Source organism: Echinicola marina, from assembly GCF_020463795.1.
Lineage (GTDB): Bacteria > Bacteroidota > Bacteroidia > Cytophagales > Cyclobacteriaceae > Echinicola > Echinicola marina.
Window position 1 is genome coordinate 3,718,126 of sequence record NZ_CP080025.1, and the last position, 24,924, is coordinate 3,743,049.

Genomic DNA, 24,924 nt, shown 5'->3' on the forward strand with positions numbered 1-24,924 from the left:
GATAGCAGTAATATTTATGATATAGCTTAATTTTCAATTGTATGATGATAAAGCCACTCAAACTCTTGCCAAAATTCCTGAGCTATTTTGTGCTGTATCAAAAGAGGAACAGCACTACTGTCATTTCCTAAAACTTGTATGTTAAGGGATGGCTTTTGGTCTGGATCCTCGACCTGTATAAAAATATATTGGTTCTGCAAGAAATAGATTCCCGCCCATTTTATGATTTTTGTATCAAGGTCAGATAATCCATATTCAAGGACTGAGGAATCCATAACTGACCTAACAAGCTCAAAATGGGTGATTTTGACTTCAATTATGGCTTGTTTAGGACTGGAGAGCAATTTTGCCAATTCAGCAATTTCCAAGGATTCAAAGGAAGTAGGGCTCCTTTGATATTTTGACTGGAAATTGTAAAGCAGTTGTTTCAATAGGCCTTGATCTCTCGGCTTTTTGGGCTGATGCTTCATATAGATTAAAGGGATACTTTTTTTGCCAAAGAGGAATAGCTGTAAGGGGATAGGGTGATGATAAACTATTTTTTCTAAATCAATTGTTAAAATGAGAATTTGTAATTGATGATTTGGTATTGGTGACTAATCTATGAACAGACAAATACGGTGTTTTGTTTAATATTGGATCATATTATTCTAAAAAATAGTTTTTTAATGTTCAAAAAGGCTGGATTCTTGTTTTTTAGGTCTTTTGTGCTAAATTTGATAAAGATGGCTGCCAACAAAGAGAAAGTCGTATTCCTGCCCATAATAATCCACTTGCTTGTAAAAAGCATTTATTGCTAGATATATGAATCCAATTAAGTTAAACAATATTTTATATGTGTATCCGTAAGAGTGCACGTAATAAAATATGACAATACGTGTCATTAAATTTCAAGGTATCAGGATAGTTGTTTTCTTGCATAAAAACAAGAAAAGCTATGAACCTTATAGAATTTACGGGCCATTTCCCAGATGAGGAAAGTTGTGAACAATACATCAAGAAATACCGTGAGAAAAGCGGTATACGGTGCAAAAACTGTGAGAAGATAACCCGACACTATTGGTTTGCCAACGGCAGGTTTTTCGAATGCAGCAGTTGTCGGAGACGTTCTTCTCTTAAATCAGGGACGGTAATGGAAAACAGCAAGCTTCCGCTCCGTATCTGGCTATTGGCCATGCTGTTTATGTCGGCGACCAAGAAAGGGTTTTCCTGCCTTGAGCTCCAGCGGCAACTGGGGCTTAGCCGATATGAGACCACTTTCCGTCTGATGCACAGGATACGGTCAGCCATGGGACAACGAGATGAGCTTTATATCCTCAGTGACATGATTGAATATGACGAGTGTTATATGGAAACCGTACAGGAGAACCAGATCTTGGGTCAGCTTAAACGTGGAAAAGGCAGCCAGAAACAGACCGCAGTAGCGGTGGCGGCCGAATCGGTACCCTTGGAAGACCTGGATTCCGGGCAGAAAACAAAGCGCTGTGGCTATTTCAAAATGAGGGTCATGGACAAAGTGGACTGCGAGAGTGTCAATGCCTTTATCCGGGCCAATACCGTAGGGGATGTGGTACTGTTTACAGACAAGAACACGGCCTACTCGAAAATAGAGGAAGTGGTGGCCACCCATTTGGCCGTTCCATCGGGAAAGGAGTCCGTAAACGACACCTTAAAATGGGTACACAAAGCAATCAGTAATCTTAAAAGAACCCTGTTGGGGGTATATCACATGATAACTTATAAATATTTACAGAACTATTTAAATGAGTTTGTTTACAGATTGAACCGAAGATATTTTGGCAAAGGACTCTTTGAAAGGCTCGTTATTGCGGGCACTTACCCATACGTGCAGTAAAACGGATACACATAATATTTTAAGAAAGATTGTTGAAGACAATGATCAGCGAGCATTTGCGACTTTTTTTGATCATTACCATACCAGACTGATCAATTTAGCCTTATTGTTTTTACCAAATTATCAAATGGCAGAGGAGGTGGTTTCAGATGTGATTTTGCAGCTACTTCAGAAGAGAGAAGGCTTACTCCAAATTCAAAATTTTGAAGGATATCTTTTCAAAATGGTTAAAAACCGGGCACTGAATATGCTTAAGGTTTCTTCAAAAGAAAAGGGAAAAATCAGTATTGATGATATACAAGATTATCTTATTCCGGATGTTTCAGATCCTGAAAAGAGGATGATCAATAGTGATTTAAGAAGGGAACTTAATCGGGTAATTGAAAACTTGCCACCAAAAAGAAGGTTGGTTTTTAAAATGGTAAAGGACGAAAATATGTCTTATAAAGAGGTGGCTGAGATATTGGAAATATCAGAAAGAACTGTTGAGGTTCATTTAAAATTGGCCATTTCAGATTTAATCTCTTAGGGTCAAATTCCCCGAGGCTAGCCTCGTTTTACTATCTTGTGACTCGATGTCGCAAGAAAGTAAGTATATCCATAAGAGTCATAATGTATCAGTTTTGCTGTACCATATAGTTTGCTCAGCAAAATATAGACGAGTAGTGTTCAGTAAAGAGGTTGATAAAGTTCTGACATCGACGTGTGAACAGATAGAACTAAGATATGAGATTAAATTTCTGGAAATCGGTACAGATGCTGACCATGTACATTTTCTGATCCAATCGGTTCCAACGTATAGTATAACCAAAATAGTGAGAAAGATAAAGAGTTTAGTGTCACGAGAGGTGTTTAAAGAATGCCCAGAGGTGAAAAAACAGCTCTGGGGAGGGGAGTTTTGGGGTAAGGGATATTTTGTCAATACGGTAGGCCAACATGGAACAGAGGAAAAGATCGCTAATTATGTAAAGAGTCAAGGGCTGGAAAAAGGATATAAAAAACTGAAGACCAATTATCAATTAAAAATATTCGATTGACCAATAATGCCTCGTGGGCTTGCCCCGAGGATTATTTACGGGCTATCCTTCAGCAATTTTATGATGAATATAAGGGCAGGATTTCAGTTTCAAATCAGCGGTTTCTGTCTTTATTGTTTTAGGGTATACTGACTGAGATATTTTTTGGTATTATATCCATCATTGAAATATTTTTTTTGAAAAAGTAAAAAAAGTCAAATAATCATTACGGGTTTTTAGAAGAACTGTTGTCTTTATTATTGATCGAGATAATGTGACTTCATGGATAAGAACCAAGATATAGAAATTTTATTAATCAGATTTTTTCAAGGAAGTGCTTCTGCTTCTGAAAAGAAGGCTGTGCATGAATGGCTGAAAAAGGATCATAGAAACCAGTATGAATTCGAAAAACTCCAGTCTTTTTGGGAGGATGACATTGAGGACCATAAGTTAATTAACCACGAGGATCAAAAAAGTAAGATTTGGGAAAAGTATTTGAGAGATGCTCCAAATGAATCAACTAAAAGATGGAATATAAGAAGGATTAGTTATGGACTAGTAGCATCACTGGTGACTATTTTGGTGTTGTCCCTTATTTTTTTTAGTAAACAAGAAGTAGTAGTTCAGCCTACTTCAGTTGCTATGGTTGATAAAATGAACCCCTTAGGACAAAAGTCTCAATTTCAGTTACCTGATGGATCAAAAGTTTGGCTGAATGCAGACAGCAAAATTTCTTTTCCGGAGAATTTTTCGGACTCAAGTCGTTTAGTGAATTTAGAGGGCGAAGCATTTTTTGAGATTGTTACTGACAAAACAAGGCCTTTTACTGTCAAAACAAATGAATTTGATATTCAAGTGTTAGGGACAGCATTTAATGTCCATGCATTTAAGGAAGAAGGTCAGTCGAGTGTGGCTTTGCTAGAGGGATCGGTCAAGGTCATCAATCAAAATGAGGGACAAGATAAAGAACTATTTTTGAGTCCAGGAAAGGGGCTAACTTATATCAAGTCACTTGACGCATTTCGTGAGTTCAGCAGAGAAAAGGATCCAAACACATTTAATAAAGCGATTTATTGGAAAAATGGAGAGCTGATATTTAATGGTGTGGATCTTTCGGGATTTGTAAAGGAAATCAGTCGATGGTACGGGGTAAGCGTAGATATTCATGGCGTACCCAATCAAACCTGGCATTTAAAAGGAACTTTTAAGAATGAATATTTATCCAATATTCTTGATGCTGTATCTTATAATAAAGGGTTTCAATATGAATTAAAAGATAAGAAATTGATCATCACATTTAACTAAAAAATCTGCGTATGAGAGAAAAGAAACCGTATTGATCCGCCAATCAATACGGTTAAAGAGAAGTTTAATTGCCTATGTTTTAAACAATAAACCACTTAAAAGTATGAAAAAACGAGTACTAAAACTATTGCTCATGGGATTTACCTATTCTATAATTGGGCTAATCACTCAGATTTTATTTGTGAACATGTTATGGGCTACGGATACCAATGCCCAAAGTGTGAAAAGCATGAAAGAAGTAAGTGTCAATGTCGGCTTTGATAACAAGAAGCTTGTTGATCTATTTGGGGAACTGGAATTGAAGACCCCTTTTGTGTTTGTCTATGATAAAGATGATCCGTTTTTATCAGAAAGAATTAGCCTTGTGAAGAAGAAGCAAAGCGTTGAAGATGTTTTGATCGAAATAGCCAGAGAGAAAAAACTCAGATTTAAGCAGGTTAACAATAATATCAGCGTAAGCAAGGCTTCTTCCGAGGAGAAAATAATTGAATATGCCATTAGGGAATTTACTGTAAGTGGAACAGTCCTTTCGAATTCCGATGGGCAGCCCATTCCTGGCGCAACGGTAATAGTAAAGAATTCTACCAAGGGGACCGTTACTGATATAGATGGTAACTTCTCGATTGAAGTGCCTGATGTAGGAGCTGTATTGGTCATTTCTTTTGTGGGTTACAAGGCTCAGGAAATTTCAATTACTAGTCAAACTATACTGGAAGTCAGTTTGGAAGAAGACTACCAAAATATGGATGAAGTAGTAGTAATTGGATATGGAACACAAAAGAAAAGTGATTTAACTGGAGCTGTTGTTTCAGCTAACGTAGAATATTTGACTCAAATGGGAAATGTATCCGCTTTTCAAGGGCTTCAAGGATCTGTCCCTGGACTAAATATTGGAGCTGTAGATGTAGCTGGAGAAAATCCCTCATTTTCGATAAGGGGGCAAAATACGATTTCGAGTAGCCAAGGTGATAATCAACCATTGATTGTTGTAGATGGAATGATATATAGAGGTAATATTATTGATATCAATACCGCTGATATAAAATCAATAGATGTATTAAAAGACATCAGTTCAACTGCTATCTATGGATCTCAAGCCTCTAATGGTGTAATACTTATTACAACAAAAAAAGGAGGAGAGTCGAAAAAGCCTGTAATTAATTATAGTGCTAGTTATTCTTTACAGATTCCTTCCAATAAACTAGAACCAATGGAAGGAGAAGAACTCGATATGTTTTTACATGATGTTTTTTGGGACAATGGTAGCCGTATTGGGCCTGATTATTTAGAGAGCAATCCTGATTTTACTTTAACTCCATATTTTAGAAATGGTGCCATTGCTGATAATTATTCTGCTGGAATAGAAAATGATTGGTGGGGATCATTGACCCATAACGGAAGTACGAACAACCAAAATGTAAGTATTAGAGGTGGAGATGAATGGGTTAGCTATTTTCTATCAGGAGGATTTACAGATGTTAAAGGTTTTATGGAAAATGAAGCTTTTAAAAAATATAATTATCGAGCAAATCTAAAGGGAAAGATAAATAATTGGCTTAGTGTAGGTTTAGAGTCTTTCTTAACCACCAGTGATTATTCAGGAATTTCACCGAATATATCAGATACGTTTGTGATGTATCCATGGGCTCCTGTTTATGATGAGAACGGGGATTATGCATTAACCCCTGATAACCGAGGCCTGAATCCGTTTTTGCAAATTCAACAAGATAATTCAGATAAGCGATTTAATCTGTTTGGAAAAGTTTTTGCCGAAGTAAGCCTTCCTTTTTTAGAAGGATTAACATATCGACTTAATTTTTCCCAGAACTATAGAAGGACTGATCAATTTACTTTTAATCCTTGGGGTGCTAGCTATACGGGAGCTGGTTCTAAATTTCATAGCCAAGATTATGATTGGATATTTGACAATATTGTTTCCTATAAAAGGACATTTGAAGAGGATCATAAGTTGGATGCAACATTCCTATATGGAGTAGAGGAAAGAAATGTGTCTAACACTAATACTAATGCCCAGAATTTTGTAAATGATTTGTTGGGTTATGATAGACTTCAGGCAGGAGATCCAACATTGAACGGTATTTCTACTGGGCACGAAAAAGAGACCAGCTTATATATGATGGGCAGATTGTTTTATAGCTTTAAAAACAAATATATGATTACTGGTACAGTAAGAAGAGATGGTTTTTCAGGGTTTGGTAGTCAAAATAAAGTTGGGGTGTTTCCATCAGTTGCTTTGGGCTGGGTTCTTAGTGAAGAAGATTTTTTTGGCGGACTTTCCACAACTGTAGATTATTTAAAGCTTAGAGCTTCTTATGGTAAATCTGGAAGAAGAGGTGTTGGGAGGTATCAGACGCAGTCAACGGTAGATTCACATCCTAGTGTGGTTTTTGGTGATGGAGGTTCAGCTACACAAGGTCAGTGGATTACAACCCTTGCAAATGATGAATTAGGGTGGGAAACTACGACAGGTCTCAATTTGGGGATAGACTTTGGTATTATAGGCTCTAGAATCAATGGTAACATAGAATATTACAATAACAATACTAGAGATATTCTTTACAATGTTCAGTTGCCGGTAGCTACTGGATTTACATCTATTGCTACGAATATTGGTAAAGTAAATAACTGGGGAGTAGAATTGGGACTAAATGCAACCGTTCTTAACCAAGAAAAATTTAAATGGAAAGCCGGTTTAGTTTATTCAAGGAATAGGAATGAAATAGTTTCTATCCTTGGAAGTGCTAACGATAATGATGGAGATGGTAAGGAAGATGATTTAGTGGCCAATGGATTGTTTATAGGCCAGCCTCAAAGTGTTAATTATAATTATGAAATTGAAGGGATGTGGCAAATAGCAGATCAAGAGGCTGGTAATATTCCTAGTGGGTTTTTGCCTGGAACTTACCGACTTGCAGACTTGAATGGAGATGGAAAAATAAGTGCCTCTGATGATCGGAAAATTTTGGGCTATCAAGACCCTGCATATAGAGTTGGGCTAACAAATAATTTTACTTACAAAAACTTTAACCTCTATGTATTCATTAATTCCATCCAAGGAGGAAAGAATTATTATCAAGCAAATCTAAGTTTTGGAACCAATCCATGGCATAAACTTGATCAATTAGTTTATTCCAACCCGCCAAAGGGAGCTTGGGATTATTGGATGCCAGAAAATCCTAATGCGAAATTTAGAAGACCAGATACCTATTCTCAATTGGGACAGTATGCAGGACCTCACCAACAACGAAATTTTATTAGGGTTCAGGACGTTTCGTTGTCTTATACCTTTGACAAATCTATCTTAGAAAGAATTGGAGTGAAAAATTTGAAGCTCTTTTTGAGTGGCAAAAATCTTTTCACTTTTACGAAGTGGGACGGTTGGGATCCTGAAACAGGTGTTGGTTTTGTGCCGGGACGCCCTGTTATGACAAGCTATACCCTAGGCCTTAATCTTGATATTTAATTCCAGAAGCTATGAAAAAAACACTATATATATTTGCTTTGATCTTGATGGTTACTGTTTCATGTAATGAATCTGATTGGCTTGCTGAAGAGACTTTTGATTTTTATTCAGCGAATAATTCTTATAATACTGAGGATCAGTTTAATGCTGCTGTAGCAAGACTGTATGAGAAAGTAGAGCCTTTTTACACCTTTTGGCCCCCGTATTTAGGGAACGCGTTTTTTTATACGTCTGATATTGCATATGACGCCATTTCAGTTACTCATCAGCTCAATTCTTATGAAGATAAATTGATTCCTGAAGCAACTATGGTTAGTACTTATTGGCAAAGATTTTATTCAAATATTTATGATGCCAATGTAATTATTAACAGGATAGAAGGTGAGAATACCCAGTTTTCTTCGGAAGCATCTAGAAATGCATTAAAGGCAGAAGCCATGTTTTTCAGGGCCTATAATTATCGCTTCTTAAATATTTTGTTTAAAGGAGTCCCGCTGGTTACTGAGGAAATTCGGGCCCCAAAGAGAGACTTTGTTCGAGCTTCAGAACAAGAAATTTGGGACTTGGTAGTTAGTGATTTGCTCTTCGCTGAAGAGAATTTGCCTAACGTGACCGAATTGGAAGAGGATGGGCGATTAACGAAGGCTGCAGTTAGACATTTATTAGCAGAAGTGTATATCTCCAAAGGCGAATATGATAAAGCTATTGAGAAAGCGACTGCTGTAATAGATGATCCCAATTATGCCTTGATGAAAACACGATTTGGTACTCGACAAAATGAGGAAGGAGATGTTTATTGGGATTTGTTTAGAAGAGGCAATCAAAATCGAAAGAGTAGTGGAAATACAGAAAGTATCTGGGTCAAGCAATATGAATATTTGGTAGAAGGTGGAGGACAAGATTATCGTCTAACATGGGTATATGTTCCCAATTACCCTTTATTAAAAGATGAAGATGGCAAGTCCTTATTTATTGGACCAACTTCCCAAAATGGAGGAGATGGTGGGGGGGGGTGCAACTGATTATCTTTTACATGAAGTATGGTCTTCAAGTCAAAATGATGTGCGAAACTCTACAAATAATATTATAAGGGATATAAAAGCTGATAATCCAGATTCAAAATACTATGGACAAAATATTGTTGAAAGTGGTGCAATAAACTCTTTTCCTAATGCCTTAAGTAGGTGGTGGTCCGCCATATTTGCCAAAACGACCCCCATTAATAATTTTCCAGATGAAGTAATACTTGATAAATCTACTGGGCTCGTCTCAGGAGGCGCTGCTTTCACTTACAGAGATCATTATATATTTCGACTGGCTGAAACTTATCTTTTAAGGGCGGAAGCATATCTAGGAAAGGGAGATATGGCAAATGCTGCAAATGACATTAACATCATTAGAGCTAGGTCAAATGCGGAACCAGTATTACCTTCGGATGTTGATATAGATTATATATTGGATGAACGGGCAAGAGAGTTGCATTTTGAGACACCTAGACTCTTGACTCTAATGCGTTTGGGAAAACTAGCAGAAAAAGTAAAAGAAAGAGACCCGATGCATAATGGGAAATATGCAAATCATGGCGTTTCGGAAAAGCACAACAGGTGGCCGATTCCTCAAAGTGAAATAGAGCGTAACACTGAAGCAGTACTGGAACAAAATCCAGGATATTGATGGAAAGAGGTCAGCCAACTATTAAGGCTGGCCTTTTAATTACAGAATGAAAGGTCCAAATATGTATGAATCTCCTTTTATATAAAGAAGTGGGTTTATACATATTTTTGTTGTTCGCAAGTAGATAGGGTTGTTGAATATTATCAAGGAATAGATGATTCCAAATGTTTTAGTAAAAAGATATTACAGTCTTTAAAAAGGTTCTTAATTAAACTAATACCATAAATTTCAAAATCATTTTAATTTACACATGAAAAAAAGTTTGTTGTTCTTTTTGCTTCTTGGGATTTCAATAAACGCTTTTTCGCAAAAGGAAAAGCAGTCAAAACCCAATGTTATCTTTATTATGGCTGATGATATGGGGTATGGAGACCCCCAATGCTATAATAGTGATTCTAAAATACCTACGCCAAACATGAACCGTTTGGCAAGTGAAGGAATGATGTTTATGAATGCTCATACAGCCTCATCGGTTTGCACCCCTTCACGGTATAGTTTTATTACCGGTAAATATGCATGGAGGTCAAATTTGAAGCGGGAGGTGCTTTGGTCCACCTATAATGACCCTTTGATCGATAAATCAGAGGTGACCATTGCCGATATGCTTAAAGATCAGGGTTACGCTACGGCGGTGGTTGGAAAATGGCATCTAGGAATAAATTTCCTTAAAAATCAGGGATTTGGATATGTTCAAGCTAAAGATTGGCATGAACAAGGATTGAAAGGTACGCGTGATGTGAATTTTATGAACCCTTCATACGGTGGGCCAAATGATTTAGGTTTTGACTATTTTTTTGGATCAGGAGGAGGCCACAATATGGAACCTCATGTTTTTATAGAAAATCGGTATACCTATGGTTTGCCTACAATATGGAGAGAAAAGGGACAGCCGTCCAAAGAAGGGATTTCGGCTAGTGAAGTACATGAAGGCTGGATGGTTGAAGGCTGGGATGATACGGAGATAGGTCCTACACTTACAGAAAAATCACTTCAATTTATTGAAGAAAATACAGCACTAGGGAAGCCCTTTTTCTTATACCTTCCAACAGTTGCTCCTCATAGACCTTGTACCCCTGCTGATTTTGCCAAAGGCAAAAGTCAGGCAGGAGAAAGAGGAGATATGGTTTATGAGTTTGATTGGTCAGTAGGACAAATTATGGAAAAGTTAGAAGAATTAGGAATTGCTGAGAATACGATACTGATTGTTTCGAGCGACAATGGTGCAACTCCGACCAGTGATGATGGTAAAAATTACGGGCATAATTCCTGTGGGGATTTAAAAGGTTTCAAGGCTTCCTTGAATGAAGGAGGACATAGGGTGCCTTTTATTGTAAGATGGCCTAGTGAAGTTAAACCAAGTACCCAAAACAATGGAATGATAAGCTTAATGGATATATATGCTACCTTATCAGAAGTTTTAGGTACTGAGGATCCTAATGGTGACGGTATAAGTTTTTTATCCTCATTGAAAAATGAAAGAGCGCCTGCTAAAAGGACGGAAATGGTTCATCATACTTATTCGGGAGGCTTTGCTTTAACAGATGGTGATTGGAAAATAATTCCGCATAGATCCAATAAGGATGGATCTTGGGATTTTGAACTATATAATATCAAAGAAGATCCTAATGAAAAGAATAATTTATCCAGTAAGATGCCTGAAAAAATTAAGGAGTTGATGGACAAACTCAATGAGAATATTTCCAGTTAATTTTGCTTACTGAGTTATTAATCGAAGATGAAATCTTAATTTTTGAGACTCAAAGTTTACTTATGTCAAAGGATTTATATGATGAAAGTAATACATAAAAAACTCAAGCGATCTTATGAGTATCGACCAAGTGCAAATCAAAAATAAGGTGAAGGGCTAATGTGAAGCTTGTAGAGATAATAGATTTGCGCAAATTTTGATCACTTTTTTGCTTTAGGCAAATTTAGTATTGGTTTTAGGTAAATAAATTAGTGTAAATGTCCTAATAAATTGCCTAATTTGCTGTTATAGAATCGTTTAATAGGTTATAATTAGGGTTTGAAAAGGTTAAATTTCCCGGGAGTATTTCCGGGAATTTTTTTTATAAGAATTCTGGACATAAGAAATCAATATTTAGTAGGCCGATTTACGCGTTTGTTAATTAGACATTACTGAAGCAGCATGATAAAGGTCATCAATAATGTCAAAATTGGTCATTTTTTCTCTCTCATAACTTTTTGATATTAGCAATTATTAAAGCAAAAAGGTTGATGAAGAATAGTAGTTTCAATCAACTTTTTAAGGCTTGAATGTCTAATTATATGCCTAATAATCATGAAAAAGATACTTGTTCCTGTTGATTTCTCTAAATATTCAGAAAATGCCTTTTTAAGTGCTTTAAAAATAGCCGAAAAACTGGATGCCCGGCTAAGTTTGGTGAATGTGGTCAACACCATGTTGGAATGGGATAAACTTTCGACGGATGAAAAGACCAAATATAAGGATATCATTGACCAAGAAGTGGAGGCAAAAGAAAAATTGGAGGCTTTTGTACAAGGCCATCATATAGGAAAAGTTCCTGTTGATATAGTCATTAAGGTAGGAGTGCCTTTTGAGGAAATCTTGTCATTGGCCCAAAAAGAGGAAATTGAATTGATTGTGATCGGTGCATATGGTAGGGGTACTGAAGGAGAGAAATTTATAGGTTCTAATATCCAAAAAGTCATCAGGAAAGCCTCTTGTCCTGTTTTGGCCGTGAAGCATGCACTTGACGGTAATTCTTGGAGGAAAATGGCCATCACTACCTCTTTGAATAGCCAACTTGATGAGAATCTGGATAAGTTGATCCCTCTTTTCGATGGTTTTCATCCTTCGCTCCACCTGCTGTATATCAACACACCGGAACACTTTATGGCAGATAGTAAAACAGAAATTTTATTGGAGGAATTGGCCCAAAAATTCAATGGATTTACCGTACATCAGCATATATATAATCATCCCCAAGTCGAAAATGGAATAGTGGACTTTTGTAAGTCTAGAAATATAGGTTGGATTACGATTGTTTCAGATCATAAGGGAGAAAACAGTAGCTATCAGATAGGCGTTACCGACACGGTGTTATTTAAAACAGCGCTTCCTGTTTTAAGTCTACATGCTGGATGATAGATCATTATGTGATAAAATGGAATGGATAAAATCAGTATTTTGCTTAGGAATAAACAGCAAATGCTGATATGAAATATTATCACCAACTTTCGACCGATGAAGTTTTAAAGGAACTGAACAGCTCCCAGTACTCAGGCCTGTCCGAAGAAGAAATTTCAAATCGAAGAGCAATCTATGGTTGGAATGAATTTGCTCAAGGGAAAAGGATTTCATTGATAGGTTTATTTTTCAAGCAGTTTAAAAGTTGGCTGGTCATTATTTTGCTTATCGCAGCGGCCATATCTTATTTAACAGGCCATAGTATAGATACCTATGTGATTTTATTTGTAGTTCTGGTGAATGCACTGATTGGATTTGTACAGGAGTTCAGGGCTGAAAGAGCGGTGCATTCCCTCAGGGAAATGTTAGTACCACAGGCCAGGGTAATTAGGCATGGTCAGACTTCAATAATCCCCTCAAGGGAATTGGTTCCGGGGGATATTTTGATTTTGGAGGAGGGGGGGAGTATTGCGGCGGATGCTCGGATAATTGAATCCAATAGTTTAAGGGTAAATGAATCAGCTTTGACTGGGGAGTCCATACCTGTGGAGAAAGTCATTGGTGTATTGCCTGCTGGTACTGTTCTCCCCGATAGAAATAATATGCTTTGGAAGGGGACATTTGTGTCTGCAGGTTTTGGAATGGGGGTTGTAACTGAAATAGGGAGTAAAACTGAGTTGGGGAAAATCGCCCAGACGATCTCTGAGATAAAAGTAGAAAAAACCAATTTCCAGAAAAAGACAGATAAGCTGGCCAGCCAAATGGCCATGTTAGCAATCGGAGGCACCCTGTTTCTCTTTTTTGTAGGTTATTTTTTTAGTGATTTTGAGTTGGGAGATCTAGCGATGGTTTCACTGGCCATGATGGTTTCTGCTGTACCTGAAGGCTTACCGGCTGTACTTTCCATTGTTTTGGCCATTGGTTCGCATAGGATGGTCAAAAGAAATGCCATCATAAGGGAAATAAGTTCAGTGGAAACCCTAGGGGCTGTAACATCGATCATCACGGACAAAACTGGTACTTTGACCCAAAATACCTTAACGGCTAGAAAAATATATATGATTGGGCAAGAGGAGTTTATGGTGGAAGGAGATGGGTGGACTTCTAAAGGAGGGCGTTTAACCTCGAGTCAAGGAGCTGGTAATATGTCCAATCAACAACTAAAAAAGCTGATTCAGGTAGTAGCAATTTGTAATAACGCCGCTTTCAAAGAAAATGGATCAAGAGATGCGGAGGAGATTATAGGTGATCCTACAGAAGGAGCTTTATTGGTATTGGCAAAAAAATCCGGGATGCTGGATACCAATGAATTTGGTTCAATCAGGCAACTTAAGGATTTTCCTTTCAACTCAAGTAATAAGTTGAGAGCAAGTCTATGTGAGGTAGATGCGTCCAATGAGCTTTTTGTAGTCGGGGCAGCAGAAAAAATTGTAGCATTATCCAATAGTGTTTTACGCAGTGAAGGCATAGATGATCTCGGTACTGAGGAGAAAAACTCCATCAACCAAAAGATCAATATTTGGTCCAGTGAAGCTATGAGGGTAATCGGTGTCGCGTATAAAGGGCAGGTAGCCCAGTTTACAGCGCTAAATCCCGAAGTATTGGATGAGCTGATATTTGTTGGGATCGTTGGAATAGTAGACCCACTTAGGCCTGGGGTTCATGAGGCTATCCAAAAATGTAAAGCAGCGGGAATAAGGGTGGTGATGGCCACAGGTGATCATATTAATACAGCTACAGCCATTGCAAGGGCTGCGGGGATCACAGACCAAAGGGGAGGAGAAACCTTGGCCTTATCAGAAACTGAGTTGGAAAAATTGGATGAAGGAGATTTTCAAAAGGTAATACAGGAAGTGAATGTTTTTGCGCGACTCAGCCCATTGATGAAACTGAAAATAGCCCAAAGCCTTCAGGATTCAGGGGAACTGATCGCAATGACCGGGGATGGGGTTAACGATGCTCCAGCTCTCAAAAAGGCCGATGTGGGTGTTTCTATGGGCATCATGGGAACCGATGTGGCCAGGGAAGCCTCAAAAATGGTCTTGGTAGATGATAATTTTAGTACGATTGTCAGTGCGATAGAAGAGGGAAGAATAGTCTTTAATAATGCCCGCAATACCAGCTTCTTTTTGGTAACGACCAATTTTGCAGAGGTAGTGACCATGGTTATTTTGATCTTATTAGGCTATCCCTTACCCTTGACCGCTATCCAGATTCTTTGGCTCAATTTGGTGACAGATGGATTTGGTGACTTGGCATTGGCCGCCGAAAAAGGCCATGGGGATGAATTGAAAAAAAATCCGATTTCTAAAGATGAAAATATCCTTAACCAGAAAGTGCTCCCATTTCTATTGATGATGTCAATTATCATGGTGGGACTGTGTATATTGATTTATTTTTGGAATATGAATGAAGGCATAGAAAAAGTCCGGACAGCGGTATTTGTAACCATGTCCACTACCCAGTTATTTAACCTGTTCAATATGAGATCGCTCGATAGATCTGTTTTTAGTATTGGTTTTTTTAGTAATCGATGGGTGCATTTAAGTTTTATATTGTCTTTGGCAGTTGAAGTGTTGATTATTGAAATTCCATTTTTCCAAAGAATATTCGATTTTGTTCATTTAGGCTTCCTTGAATTTTTGGGCTTGATTTTGATTTCATCATCCGTACTTTGGGTTGGAGAATTATACAAACTATTTAGGAAACGCTATCCAAGCAATAAAATTGGTAGCTTATATCATTAAGCGGCACAAGATCAATCAATTGAAGGGTGCTCGCAGTGGTACTTTTTCTTTCATGATTTGGTCTTTAACCGTGTTTTTGGAAATTGACAGCTCCTCCGCAATTTCTTGCTATGATTTTTTATAACAACCTCTTTTATACGTGGCCGGAAACAAAGACCTGGCTCAAGGGATAATACCGTTTTGGTCACAGCGGATGACCTGACTAGATAGGTAATAGCTTTTCCCTTCAGGACTTGTATAATGATAAGCAAGGTAAAATGCTTTTTGGCCTGTTTTTGGTAAAGGAACGATCATCTGGTCATTTTTTATTCTTCTGGATTTCCATACCTCTTCTCGAAAATCCATATCTTCCAGAGAGGAAGCTTCCCAAAATTCGATATAGTCTGCTTTTTTATTTCCAGCTATATTTATTAAGATGATTTCGTTCTCTTTTGATTTTTCTACAGATAAGGCCGGTTGAGGTAAAATTGCCCCGGTGCATTGATATTCAAGGAATGCGCTTAAATTTTGGAAAGCGGTCTGACCGTTCCCCAAACCATGTTCTACATTGGGGATATAGATCAATCTATTGTCCCCAGGTATCTCATCCCAATAATTTTTTGCTGCATCGATGGGCCAGTAAGGATCATTGGTGCCCATAAAGACCATTTTGGGCATGGTCAGGAATTGTTTGTAAGCAAATGGGTCAACCATATTGGTGATGGACTGTCCAGCGGGGGTATTGGATTGTTGAGGGATGCCCAAATCCACATAGTCCTGGATTTCTGGGCTGTAATTTTGCCACATTTCAATTTGGTATTGCAAGCTCTTGGCCATATTCAGTACATCAATTACCATAGGAGCTATCCCACTGACCCTTTTGTCTTTTACTCCTGTGAGCCAGGTCGTCCAGCCTCTTTTGGATAGGCCTGTGAGGACAAAATCATTTATTTCAACCCCCAGTTGATATTGGGAGAATTTTGAGACCACATCCATGGCTTTTTGGACTGATTTTACCATGGGGAATAATAGTGGCCATTCTTCATTTCCGGTTTCTTGAAACTGATGTAAGGTAAGGGAGATGATTTCATCTTCGATTCTTCCGTCAAAGAGGGGTTGGTTAGGAACCTGAAAAACAGCAGCTACCACACATGCATTTTTATGGGCTATTTTTTCTAGTTTTTCTATGGTTTGATTTTCCCGGTCACTTTTTACGGGTTCTCCATCTTCTAGATTTCCGCCACCAATGTATAACAGGGATTTATCATAATTGATGTTTGAAGGGGCAAGGATAACCAAACGATGTTTCCAAGTGTAATCCATCCACCTTTGTGAAGTAAGTGTTAATTCATACTGAGTGTGGTTTTTTAAATCAATTTTTTCGATACATTCCGCATAGAATTCCGGGGTGGCTTTGTTGAGGTATTTATCAATGGCCTGGTCAGGGTATTGAGCCTTTGCCTTGATGGAAAATAAGAAAAGAATGACAAAAGTTAATTTGAAAGCAGGTTTAAGCATTTTCATTATCTGTTAACATGATCCAATAGTCCATTTAAATTATATTTTGGTGAATCGAAAAAATCTTCAATAAATATAGGTAATAGTCTTTTGAATAACATAAAAAAACCGTTATGAAATATTATATTTTGTTAATATTCGGTCTTTTTTTGATGATGAGCTGCGAAAGTGAACTTTTTGCTTTTGATCAACAAGAAACATTTTACGAAGGCAGTTTGGTCCATGAGGATAATGCCCGTATGCTGCCCGATGTAAAACCAGATTATAATAATGATGATATGCAGGACTTTATACGTCCAATTATTGAAGAATTTAATGTAGATTTGGTATTACAAGGTCATGCCTATGCCCGTGGCGGGTGTTTTATGATGGGGCAATGAAATTTTAGGAGATGGGCCCATGTATGTGGTTTCAGTAAGTGGACCATAAATGTACGATATAGGCGATGATCCTTGGATGGAGAGGAGAGCTTATGACACCCCACTTTTTCATTGGGAGGAAGTAAGTGATGATAAACTAGCGTTTAAAGCTTTTACAGTTACAGGGGAACTATTCGATGCTTTTGATTTGGTGAAAGAATCCTCTGTAAGAAAAAAATTGGTCGATCATATACCAAGAACAACGGAAAGAATTCTAGTGATAAAATAATTTTGTTATGCTCAATCTTAGAAATTTAAGAGGACTCGCGCTATCTTTTTTTGCGTTTTTGATCGTATGTTCCAGTCAGGCCCAAGTAGAGGCAATTAAGGAGCGTTTTCATAAGTCAGATGAATTGATGGTGGCAGCGCATAGGGCTGCACATCGGTACCATCCAGAAAACAGTTTGGGAGCTATTCAGGAAGCTATCCGCTTGGGTGTAGATATTGTAGAACTTGATATAAGGGTAAGCAAAGATGGCATGCCTTTGATCATGCATGACCAAACAGTGGACAGGACTACCACAGGAACTGGAGATGTGGAATTGTTGAATTGGGATTATCTGAAAAGTCTTAACCTTAAATTTGATGGGACACCAAGTTCTGCCAAAATCCCTACTCTGAGAGAGGCCTTGCTGGTCTGTAAAGGTAATATAATGGTGGATATGGATATGAAAACAGATCAGGTTGATGCAGTATTAGAGGTGGTCAAAGAACTGGAGATGGAAGAGGATTTGATATTTTTTGATTCAGATTGGGAAATATTGGCAGCCATACAAGCATCCATTCCCGAAGCTATATTGATGCCAAGAGCATATAAAGCGGGAGATATCAAGAAACTGGCCAAAAAGTTCAAGCCAAGCGTTATTCATATAGATCCCAGTTTTTATAGTACCAAGACCATAACAATGGCCGATAAATACCAGCTGAGAATCTGGATCAATTCTCTTGGGGACTTGGACCAGGAATTGGATAAATCCAAAGATAAGGAAAAAGCAGCAGCATGGATCAGCAAAGGTGCCAATATCGTCCAGACAGATCTGCCCGCCTTTTGGGTGGGCATCAATTCAAAAGCTTCCAGTTTAGCAGCATATTAGTCCTGTTTTTCGAATTAAGCTGTTTCTTAGCCCATATAAAAATATATTACTCAATATATTTTGCTAAATTCCTTTGGCTAATGTGCAAAATATGAACTGATTATATTTTTGTGCAGCACAGAGGAAAGAAATGTTTAAAGAAAAGAAAAGATGGTATCAACATATTTTAGTTGGGCTTATGCTCAATTTACTGATACTACTTGCTATTGTCTTTTTTGGAAAAACTGAGCAACCTTGGTATGCATTTTTCTTTTTGATGCTGCTTTATCCTGTATGGATACCGCCTAAGAAGCGTCATTTTGGTATTTATGCCCTTAGTTCAAGCGCAGTGATTTTTATCGCTTACCTGTGGATGTATGAGGAAAATGGTTTAGAAGCTGTCGCCCTTTATCCTGCATTTACATGGATCATATTGATATTTATGGTTCTCTATTTTCACTTTAATTACAAAAAGAAAATCCAAAACATACAGCAAGAGCGAAAAAGACTGTTTGCTATGTTTGAAAATGTTTCAGAGGCTATTCTTATGGTAAATGAAGCAGGCGAAATAGAAATGGCCAATAAACATTGCTTGAAATTATTCAAATATGATGAGGCCGCATTGCTGGGTAAACCGGTGGAGGTTCTGATCCCGGGCAAATATTCCCAAAGTCATATATATGCCCGAAGGAAATATTTAAAATCGCCAAAGAATCGACCAATGGGGGAAGGCTTGGAGCTTTTTGGCCTAGACAAAGAAGGGGTAGCTTTCCCTGTGGAGGTAAGCTTGGGCTATTTCAGAGAAAACAACAGGACTAAGGTAATTGCTTTTATCATAGACATTACGGCAAGGAAACAAGCAGAAACACAGTTGCAAAAAATAAATGCTGTGCTTGAATCAAAGGTTAGGGAAAGGACTGCTGATTTGGAAGATGCTTTGAGGGTTTTAGAGGGAAATAATGAGGAATTTAAAAAGATGGAGGTGGAACTAATAAAGTCCTTGGAGAAAGAACGCGAATTGGGTGAGTTAAAATCCCGGTTCATGACCATGGCTTCCCATGAGTTTCGTACCCCTCTAAGTACCATACTTTCATCTGTGTTTTTATTGGAAAATTTTGTAAAGGAAGGAAATCCAGATGATAAGGGAATCCACTTACAAAGGATAAGGAGATCGGTCAATAACATGACTGCTATTCTCAATGATTTTTTCTCCTTGAGCAAGTTGGATGAGGGGCGTATTGTCCCTCATTTAAGCGACACCAATGTCAGAGAGTTTGTCGATGGCGTATTGGAGGACGTTGAAAACATTAAGAAAAAAGGACAGGAAATTATGGTAGATTATAAAGATTTAGAATCTCTACTGCAAGTCGATCAACAGAGTTTAAGGCATATCATCACTAATTTGCTGTCCAATGCGATCAAATTTTCTGACAAAAACGGTAAGGTGGAATTGAAAGTATATTGTAGGGATAATTACTTAGAACTGGAAGTAAAAGATTCAGGGATTGGGATTCCCGAGGAGGACATGAAACATTTGTTCAACAGGTTTTTTAGGGCTAAAAATGCCACCAATATAGAAGGGACCGGTCTGGGACTTAGTATAGTCAAAAGGTATGTGGAAATATTGAAAGGGCGAATACAGGTCGAGAGTAAACTGGATGAGGGCACGGTCTTCAAAGTTCAGGTTCCATTGCAACATGAGCAACATGATTATACATGAACCAATTTTTTAAGACAAGCAATGTGATCACTTTTCATATCATTCCCTTTGATTAAAATCATCAATTGACCGTGTTGTTGATCACTGACTTAAAGTGGATTATGCGCTATCTTCAATAAAAAAATCATGAAATCTAACATGGGAATATTAGATAGAGGAATCAGGATGTCCATAGCTATTGTACTTATCATACTGGCATCAGGAGGTTTTGTTATTGGCTTTTGGAGCACCATACTGATTATCCTTGGAGGTATATTATTATTTACCGGAGCATTTGGATACTGTCCCCTTTATTCAGTTTTGGGTATTTCTAGCTGCGCAAGAGGGAAAACAGAAAGCAGGTGAAGTTTTAAAATAAAAAAATCACTTGTCAGGTACACTTAAAATCATTTAACAATTAAATTATTAAAACAAGGAGGTAGTCATGTTACATGCACTGAAGAAAAACAATGGAAGTCATTCGGTTTTCTCCGACCTATTACAGCCCTTATCTTGGTTCAATAGGGACCTGTTTGACTTTGATACCAGTTTGATGCCATCCCGATTAGGCATCAATATGCCCACTGCCAATATCACAGAGGGACCAAAAGAATACAGGATTGACCTGGCAGCACCGGGATTGGAGCAAAAAGACTTCAATATCGAAATAGAAAATGGTTCATTATGTATCAGCGCAGAAAGGGAAGAGGAAAAGGATGTAAAAGAAGAAGAATTTTCCAGAAAGGAATATTCCTTTAATTCTTTTTCCAGGTCGTTTGCATTGCCTGAAAATATAGATGAAGGAAAAATTGAGGCAAAATACAATAAGGGTGTTTTGAAAATCACCATTCCAAAAGTAAAAGAAACTCCAGCAAAACCAGTTCATAAGATAGAAGTTAAATAAGTGATAATCTGGTAACAATGGAAAAAGGATCAGTTCCAAGATTAAGGTATTGACTGGTCCTTTTTTTATTGATACTGCTAGAAAACATGATTTGTATCATCAGTTATATAATTTGAAAATGGAAAATGCAGTAACCAAGAGGCAAGTCGCTCAAATGCTGGGCACCCTCAATTTGGCAGAGCCAAACTATGTGCATATTGAGATCAATGAGGGAAATTTATTCCTAAAAGGCTATGTGCAATCATGGATGGATAGGGACAATATCGAAGATTCGGTCAGAAGTATTCCAGGTATAGAATCTATAGTGAATGATCTTGAGGTAAAAGTCATTCCTCAGTCAGATTAATATAGACTTTACAGTGGGGAAATGATTTTTTAGGTTAGTTTGTAATCTTCCCAGCTGTAATTATGGATTAATATATGTGATTTTTATTTTTTGAGGCATACGACTTTTACTGTGAATTATTTGTGTCTTGCTTAATTTGCCGTGATTGCTTAAATTATATTAGGTAAGTCCAAGGAATTCAATCGAATAAGAACCCAGAATCATCAGCCAATACCTGACCAAAGTCATGATTTGTTCATCAAATCCTGCTTAAATTGTTTTGAAGTCAAAAAACAAGCATGATGAATCACAAAATTCTTTTGATAGAAGACCATATGGAGATGGCTGAAAATATTTCAAGTATCTTGCAATTTGCCCAATATCAGGTAGAGGTGGCAAAGGATGGGAAATCAGGAGTGGAGATGGCCCAAAAGTCCCCACCTGATTTGATTTTATGTGATATTATGATGCCAGAATTGGATGGGTACAGTGTGTTGCATATTTTATCGCACGACCCCAAAACGGCTGATATACCTTTTATCTTTCTCACGGCCAAGGCGGACAAAAAAGATTTTAGGGAAGGGATGAACCTAGGGGCAGATGATTATATCACCAAGCCTTTTGAAGGTTTGGACCTTTTGAAGGTGGTCGAAATGAGATTGAAAAAGAGAGATGCTTCGTTATCCCCAGAAGAGGAAGGTAAGGATGAGCAAATAATAGCAGGAACTTCGAAAGAAGTAAACCTAAATTTAGAGGATTTATCAGTAAAACTACAAAGTAGGAAGTTCAGGAAGAAAGACCTGATATATATGGAAGGTCAGCATCCCAATGTGCTTTTCCAGATCCGAAAAGGTTGTGTGAAGACATTCAAAATAAATTCCTTTGGCAAGGAGCTAATAACCGGTTTTCATCGACCAGGAGATTTTTTGGGATATGTGGCATTACTGGAAAACGGAAGCTATGTGGAAAATGCGGAGGCACTAGAAGAGCTGGAATTGGACGTTATCTCCAAGGAAGATTTTTTGACAATGGTATATGGCCACAAGGAGACAGCCCAAAGGTTTTTCAAATTACTTTCAGGCAGAATAGATGAACTAGAGAAACGGTTATTGGAAATCGCCTATCATTCTGTAAGGCAGAGGGTCGCCAGTGTGCTGCTGCTGCTCAGTCAGGAGACTGCTGGAAATCGAGGCGAATATATCATTAAGATTGCCAGAAAGGACATTGCCAATATTGTAGGGACGACTACTGAAACCCTCAATCGTACTTTGGCGGATTTTAAGGATGAAAAGTTAATAGATATAAGGGTAGAGGGATTGGCAATGTTGGATCGAGAAAAGTTGATCCGTATACAATATCAATAATGATCCCTTATTAGGTGCATTAATGGATGTGTTTTTCATATTTGCCAGTTTGTTCTAGTATTCTAATTCTAAAAACGATGGGCCGGGTACTTTTTTCCATAATTTCGGGTTGGCTATGTTCTTTTTCAGGGAGAGATTGAACTGCAGTGCTCGGTATAAATGGGGCAAGTTTATCTTCGAGGAGTTTAATACCGTACTGATAACTGCCTTCATCTGATAGCTCTTCATATTCTCCCCAGATGATCACACTTCTCCAATTGGTCATATTGTCGATGGAATCTACCTGGAAACATACTCTCGGTTCCTCTCGCATCATTTTAATTTTCTTACCCAATTTGGAGTGTCCATAGATATAGCCTTTATCGAAGGCATAAGAAATGGGGACCATATATATTTTACCCTGATTTTGACAGGCAATTCGGCCTATATTCTGTCCATACAGTACATGACTGATTTGGTCGTTTGTTAATGTTCCTATCATGATTCATTCAATTTTAAAATACATCATTGATGCGGTATTCCTTTCCTTCGTATTGGAATTGGTCTCCGGGTTTTAAGCCTCGCATAGCGATGAATAAAGGGCTATGTGTAGAGATACCGAGATAATCTATGTCATTTGATGAAAATTGTTCTATGCTTACGGACACAAAAAATGTAGCCAAATTTGTGACCACTACCGAACCAAGTTCAATTGCTTCGCATAGCTTTTCATCTTTAGACGATAGATAAGATAATATTCCCATTTCTGCTTCAGCAAAGTCCAAAGCTTGAAAAAGGGAATTATATTCTGATTGATCAAAGGCTCTTCTATTGCCACTATTGATATCTTCATCATCCAAGTCCCTGATTCCTTTGAGTTCATGTAACCGAAACTGAAAATCATCGATCAAGGATTGCTGTTTTTTTCTACATTCTTCCAGCAATTCCTTTTTAAGTTGGATTTTATATTCCATCGTTTCCATAAGACGATAATACCCATAATTTCTTTAAATTAAGATGTTGGCTATCATGGGGATAATATGATTGTTATCACTTGAATTGATATAGCCAAATGATGGAATAATAGGTGCTCTTCAGTGATATTCAAGTGATTTGGTATATAAGAATGGGATGTATGAATCAGGGAAGGGAATGGGACATAAACGAGAAAATTTTTAAAAAGGAAATATGAGTGAAGATCAAATATTATTATTGTCAAAGGAGGGGAAATTTCATGGAAAACCTCTGGAGGGGGAATTGGTAGAAACCCATATTTCTTGGGTGATTTTGTCTGATGGTTATGCATTTAAGATTAAGAAACCGCTAAAACTTTCATTTTTGGATTACAGTAGTTTGGATAAACGAAAAGAAAATGCCCAAAAAGAAATTAAGCTTAATAGTCGGTATTCGGATATTTATTTGGGCTTATGTCCTGTGTATTTTGATAATGGAAAATGGTTTTTAGGAGAAGAAAAGGGCCTGTTGGTCGATTATGCGGTGAAAATGATCCGTTTGGATGAAAGTAGGAAAATGGATTGTTTACTTATGAAAGAGGACTTAAATGCCGGTCAAATCATGCAATTGGCAGATAGGATCGCCCAGTTTCACCAAACTGCCCAAATTATCAAACGACCATTTGATCTGGAGAAAGCTATGGGTACTTTTGATGATATAGAGGAACTGATTCCAAATACCATGATTTCAGAAAAAGAAATTTATGATTTTTCTAATTGGAGTGGACACTTTCTCCGCCAACATTCCAGACATATTCAAGGAAGGATTAAAGATGGTTTTTATAGGGATGTTCATGGTGATTTGCATTTAGGAAATGTGTTTCTGGAGCATGAGCCTATTATTTTTGATTGTATAGAATATAATGATGTGTTCAGGCAAATTGATGTTTTGTACGAAATAGCGTTCGTTTGTATGGATTTGGAAGCAGTAGGAAGAGAAGACTTATCCGATTGTTTTTTGGATGCGTACAGTAGGCATACCCCAGTGATACGGGGAGTAAACGACCATTTGCTTTTTGTTTATTATAAATGCTTGAGAGCGAATATTAGGGCCAAAATTCATGGACTTAGGGCAAAGCAGCTTATATCGAGGTCATCCTGCTTGGTTGAGGAAGGCTTATTATTGAGATATTGGAATCTAATGCGCCATTATAGGGCACAGATCAGTTCTGATATTGGGGATTAATGGATTTTAGTTGTAATGAAGTTGATCATTTTTATTAATGTATTATGTATATCCGCAATTGCACCAGTAAAGGTTAAAAGCGAATCGAAATGTTGGTTTTAGTTAAAATATCAACTGCTTCGGTCTTCAGTCTTCAAACTCCCGACCACTTAAGCAAAGGATTTAAGGTTACTGGCATCATTGCGGATAATCAGATAATGTATTTTGGAGAT

The 24,924-nt window shown here is 37.6% G+C and carries 23 protein-coding genes; 19 read left to right on the top strand and 4 right to left on the bottom strand.

Going from position 1 to position 24,924, the window contains the following annotated elements:
- Positions 1 to 26: 26 nt before the first annotated feature.
- On the bottom strand, positions 27 to 470 hold the full coding sequence (locus KZP23_RS15035) for a hypothetical protein (RefSeq protein WP_226332609.1): 444 nt from the start codon (positions 468 to 470) through the stop codon (positions 27 to 29).
- Positions 471 to 937: 467 nt separating this feature from the next.
- Here KZP23_RS15035 and KZP23_RS15040 point away from each other — a divergent pair, with 467 nt between their 5' ends.
- The 10 genes from KZP23_RS15040 to KZP23_RS15085 all read left to right on the top strand — a co-directional run bounded on the left by KZP23_RS15040 (position 938) and on the right by KZP23_RS15085 (position 15,253).
- Complete coding sequence (locus KZP23_RS15040) at positions 938 to 1,855, top strand: IS1595 family transposase (protein WP_226332547.1); 918 nt, start codon at positions 938 to 940, stop codon at positions 1,853 to 1,855.
- A complete protein-coding gene (locus tag KZP23_RS15045; RefSeq protein WP_226332610.1) occupies positions 1,797 to 2,384 on the top strand; it encodes an RNA polymerase sigma-70 factor in 588 nt (195 codons plus the stop codon). The genes KZP23_RS15040 and KZP23_RS15045 overlap by 59 nt, the downstream gene beginning before the upstream one ends.
- A 46-nt stretch (positions 2,385 to 2,430) precedes the next feature.
- Positions 2,431 to 2,892 (top strand): IS200/IS605 family transposase, encoded by a 462-nt coding sequence (gene tnpA / locus KZP23_RS15050; protein ID WP_226332611.1) that lies wholly within the window; start codon positions 2,431 to 2,433, stop codon positions 2,890 to 2,892.
- Between the two features lie 261 nt (positions 2,893 to 3,153).
- Positions 3,154 to 4,176, top strand: coding sequence for a FecR family protein (locus tag KZP23_RS15055; protein WP_226332612.1), 1,023 nt, complete (start codon positions 3,154 to 3,156; stop codon positions 4,174 to 4,176).
- A 103-nt stretch (positions 4,177 to 4,279) separates the two neighbouring features.
- Positions 4,280 to 7,660 carry a SusC/RagA family TonB-linked outer membrane protein gene (locus KZP23_RS15060; RefSeq protein WP_226332613.1) on the top strand — a complete coding sequence of 1,127 codons (3,381 nt, stop codon included), beginning with the start codon at positions 4,280 to 4,282 and terminating at the stop codon, positions 7,658 to 7,660.
- A gap of 11 nt (positions 7,661 to 7,671) precedes the next feature.
- Entirely contained in the window at positions 7,672 to 8,682 is a 1,011-nt protein-coding gene (locus KZP23_RS15065; RefSeq protein WP_226332614.1) for a RagB/SusD family nutrient uptake outer membrane protein, read from the top strand.
- Positions 8,651 to 9,334 carry a RagB/SusD family nutrient uptake outer membrane protein gene (locus KZP23_RS15070; RefSeq protein WP_226332615.1) on the top strand — a complete coding sequence of 228 codons (684 nt, stop codon included), beginning with the start codon at positions 8,651 to 8,653 and terminating at the stop codon, positions 9,332 to 9,334. Before KZP23_RS15065 ends, KZP23_RS15070 begins: the two co-directional genes overlap by 32 nt.
- 250 nt (positions 9,335 to 9,584) lie before the next feature.
- Positions 9,585 to 11,042 carry a sulfatase family protein gene (locus tag KZP23_RS15075; RefSeq protein WP_226332616.1) on the top strand — a complete coding sequence of 486 codons (1,458 nt, stop codon included), beginning with the start codon at positions 9,585 to 9,587 and terminating at the stop codon, positions 11,040 to 11,042.
- 594 nt (positions 11,043 to 11,636) lie between these two features.
- On the top strand, positions 11,637 to 12,464 hold the full coding sequence (locus KZP23_RS15080; protein ID WP_226332617.1) for a universal stress protein: 828 nt from the start codon (positions 11,637 to 11,639) through the stop codon (positions 12,462 to 12,464).
- 71 nt (positions 12,465 to 12,535) lie between these two features.
- Positions 12,536 to 15,253: a cation-translocating P-type ATPase gene (locus tag KZP23_RS15085; protein WP_226332618.1), complete on the top strand. Its 2,718-nt coding sequence runs from the start codon at positions 12,536 to 12,538 to the stop codon at positions 15,251 to 15,253.
- A 162-nt stretch (positions 15,254 to 15,415) separates the two neighbouring features.
- Here the strand turns inward: KZP23_RS15085 and KZP23_RS15090 are convergent, their stop codons facing one another.
- Positions 15,416 to 16,756, bottom strand: coding sequence for a PhoPQ-activated pathogenicity-related family protein (locus KZP23_RS15090; RefSeq protein ID WP_226332619.1), 1,341 nt, complete (start codon positions 16,754 to 16,756; stop codon positions 15,416 to 15,418).
- Positions 16,757 to 16,863: 107 nt separating this feature from the next.
- Between KZP23_RS15090 and KZP23_RS15095 the strand changes: the two genes are divergently transcribed.
- From KZP23_RS15095 to KZP23_RS15130, 8 genes are all read left to right on the top strand, one after another.
- A complete protein-coding gene (locus tag KZP23_RS15095; RefSeq protein ID WP_226332620.1) occupies positions 16,864 to 17,130 on the top strand; it encodes a hypothetical protein in 267 nt (88 codons plus the stop codon).
- A gap of 49 nt (positions 17,131 to 17,179) precedes the next feature.
- Complete coding sequence (locus KZP23_RS15100; protein ID WP_226332621.1) at positions 17,180 to 17,398, top strand: hypothetical protein; 219 nt, start codon at positions 17,180 to 17,182, stop codon at positions 17,396 to 17,398.
- A gap of 7 nt (positions 17,399 to 17,405) precedes the next feature.
- Entirely contained in the window at positions 17,406 to 18,263 is an 858-nt protein-coding gene (locus KZP23_RS15105) for a glycerophosphodiester phosphodiesterase family protein (RefSeq protein WP_226332622.1), read from the top strand.
- A 130-nt stretch (positions 18,264 to 18,393) separates the two neighbouring features.
- A complete protein-coding gene (locus KZP23_RS15110; RefSeq protein WP_226332623.1) occupies positions 18,394 to 19,962 on the top strand; it encodes a sensor histidine kinase in 1,569 nt (522 codons plus the stop codon).
- 126 nt (positions 19,963 to 20,088) lie between these two features.
- On the top strand, positions 20,089 to 20,307 hold the full coding sequence (locus tag KZP23_RS15115; RefSeq protein WP_226332624.1) for a YgaP family membrane protein: 219 nt from the start codon (positions 20,089 to 20,091) through the stop codon (positions 20,305 to 20,307).
- A gap of 79 nt (positions 20,308 to 20,386) precedes the next feature.
- Positions 20,387 to 20,845, top strand: a complete 459-nt coding sequence (locus KZP23_RS15120) for an Hsp20/alpha crystallin family protein (RefSeq protein WP_226332625.1) — start codon at positions 20,387 to 20,389, stop codon at positions 20,843 to 20,845.
- Positions 20,846 to 20,963: 118 nt separating this feature from the next.
- Positions 20,964 to 21,191 (top strand): BON domain-containing protein, encoded by a 228-nt coding sequence (locus tag KZP23_RS15125; RefSeq protein WP_226332626.1) that lies wholly within the window; start codon positions 20,964 to 20,966, stop codon positions 21,189 to 21,191.
- 278 nt (positions 21,192 to 21,469) lie between these two features.
- On the top strand, positions 21,470 to 22,534 hold the full coding sequence (locus KZP23_RS15130) for a response regulator (RefSeq protein ID WP_226332627.1): 1,065 nt from the start codon (positions 21,470 to 21,472) through the stop codon (positions 22,532 to 22,534).
- 19 nt (positions 22,535 to 22,553) lie between these two features.
- Here the strand turns inward: KZP23_RS15130 and KZP23_RS15135 are convergent, their stop codons facing one another.
- Together KZP23_RS15135 and KZP23_RS15140 are read right to left on the bottom strand one after the other, a co-directional pair.
- The gene (locus KZP23_RS15135; RefSeq protein ID WP_226332628.1) at positions 22,554 to 23,015 is read right to left on the bottom strand and encodes a pyridoxamine 5'-phosphate oxidase family protein; all 462 of its coding nucleotides are present in this window, start codon (positions 23,013 to 23,015) and stop codon (positions 22,554 to 22,556) included.
- A gap of 13 nt (positions 23,016 to 23,028) precedes the next feature.
- Positions 23,029 to 23,487, bottom strand: a complete 459-nt coding sequence (locus KZP23_RS15140; protein WP_226332629.1) for a hypothetical protein — start codon at positions 23,485 to 23,487, stop codon at positions 23,029 to 23,031.
- A 214-nt stretch (positions 23,488 to 23,701) separates the two neighbouring features.
- Here KZP23_RS15140 and KZP23_RS15145 point away from each other — a divergent pair, with 214 nt between their 5' ends.
- The gene (locus tag KZP23_RS15145) at positions 23,702 to 24,712 is read left to right on the top strand and encodes a hypothetical protein (RefSeq protein ID WP_226332630.1); all 1,011 of its coding nucleotides are present in this window, start codon (positions 23,702 to 23,704) and stop codon (positions 24,710 to 24,712) included.
- Positions 24,713 to 24,924: the final 212 nt, after the last annotated feature.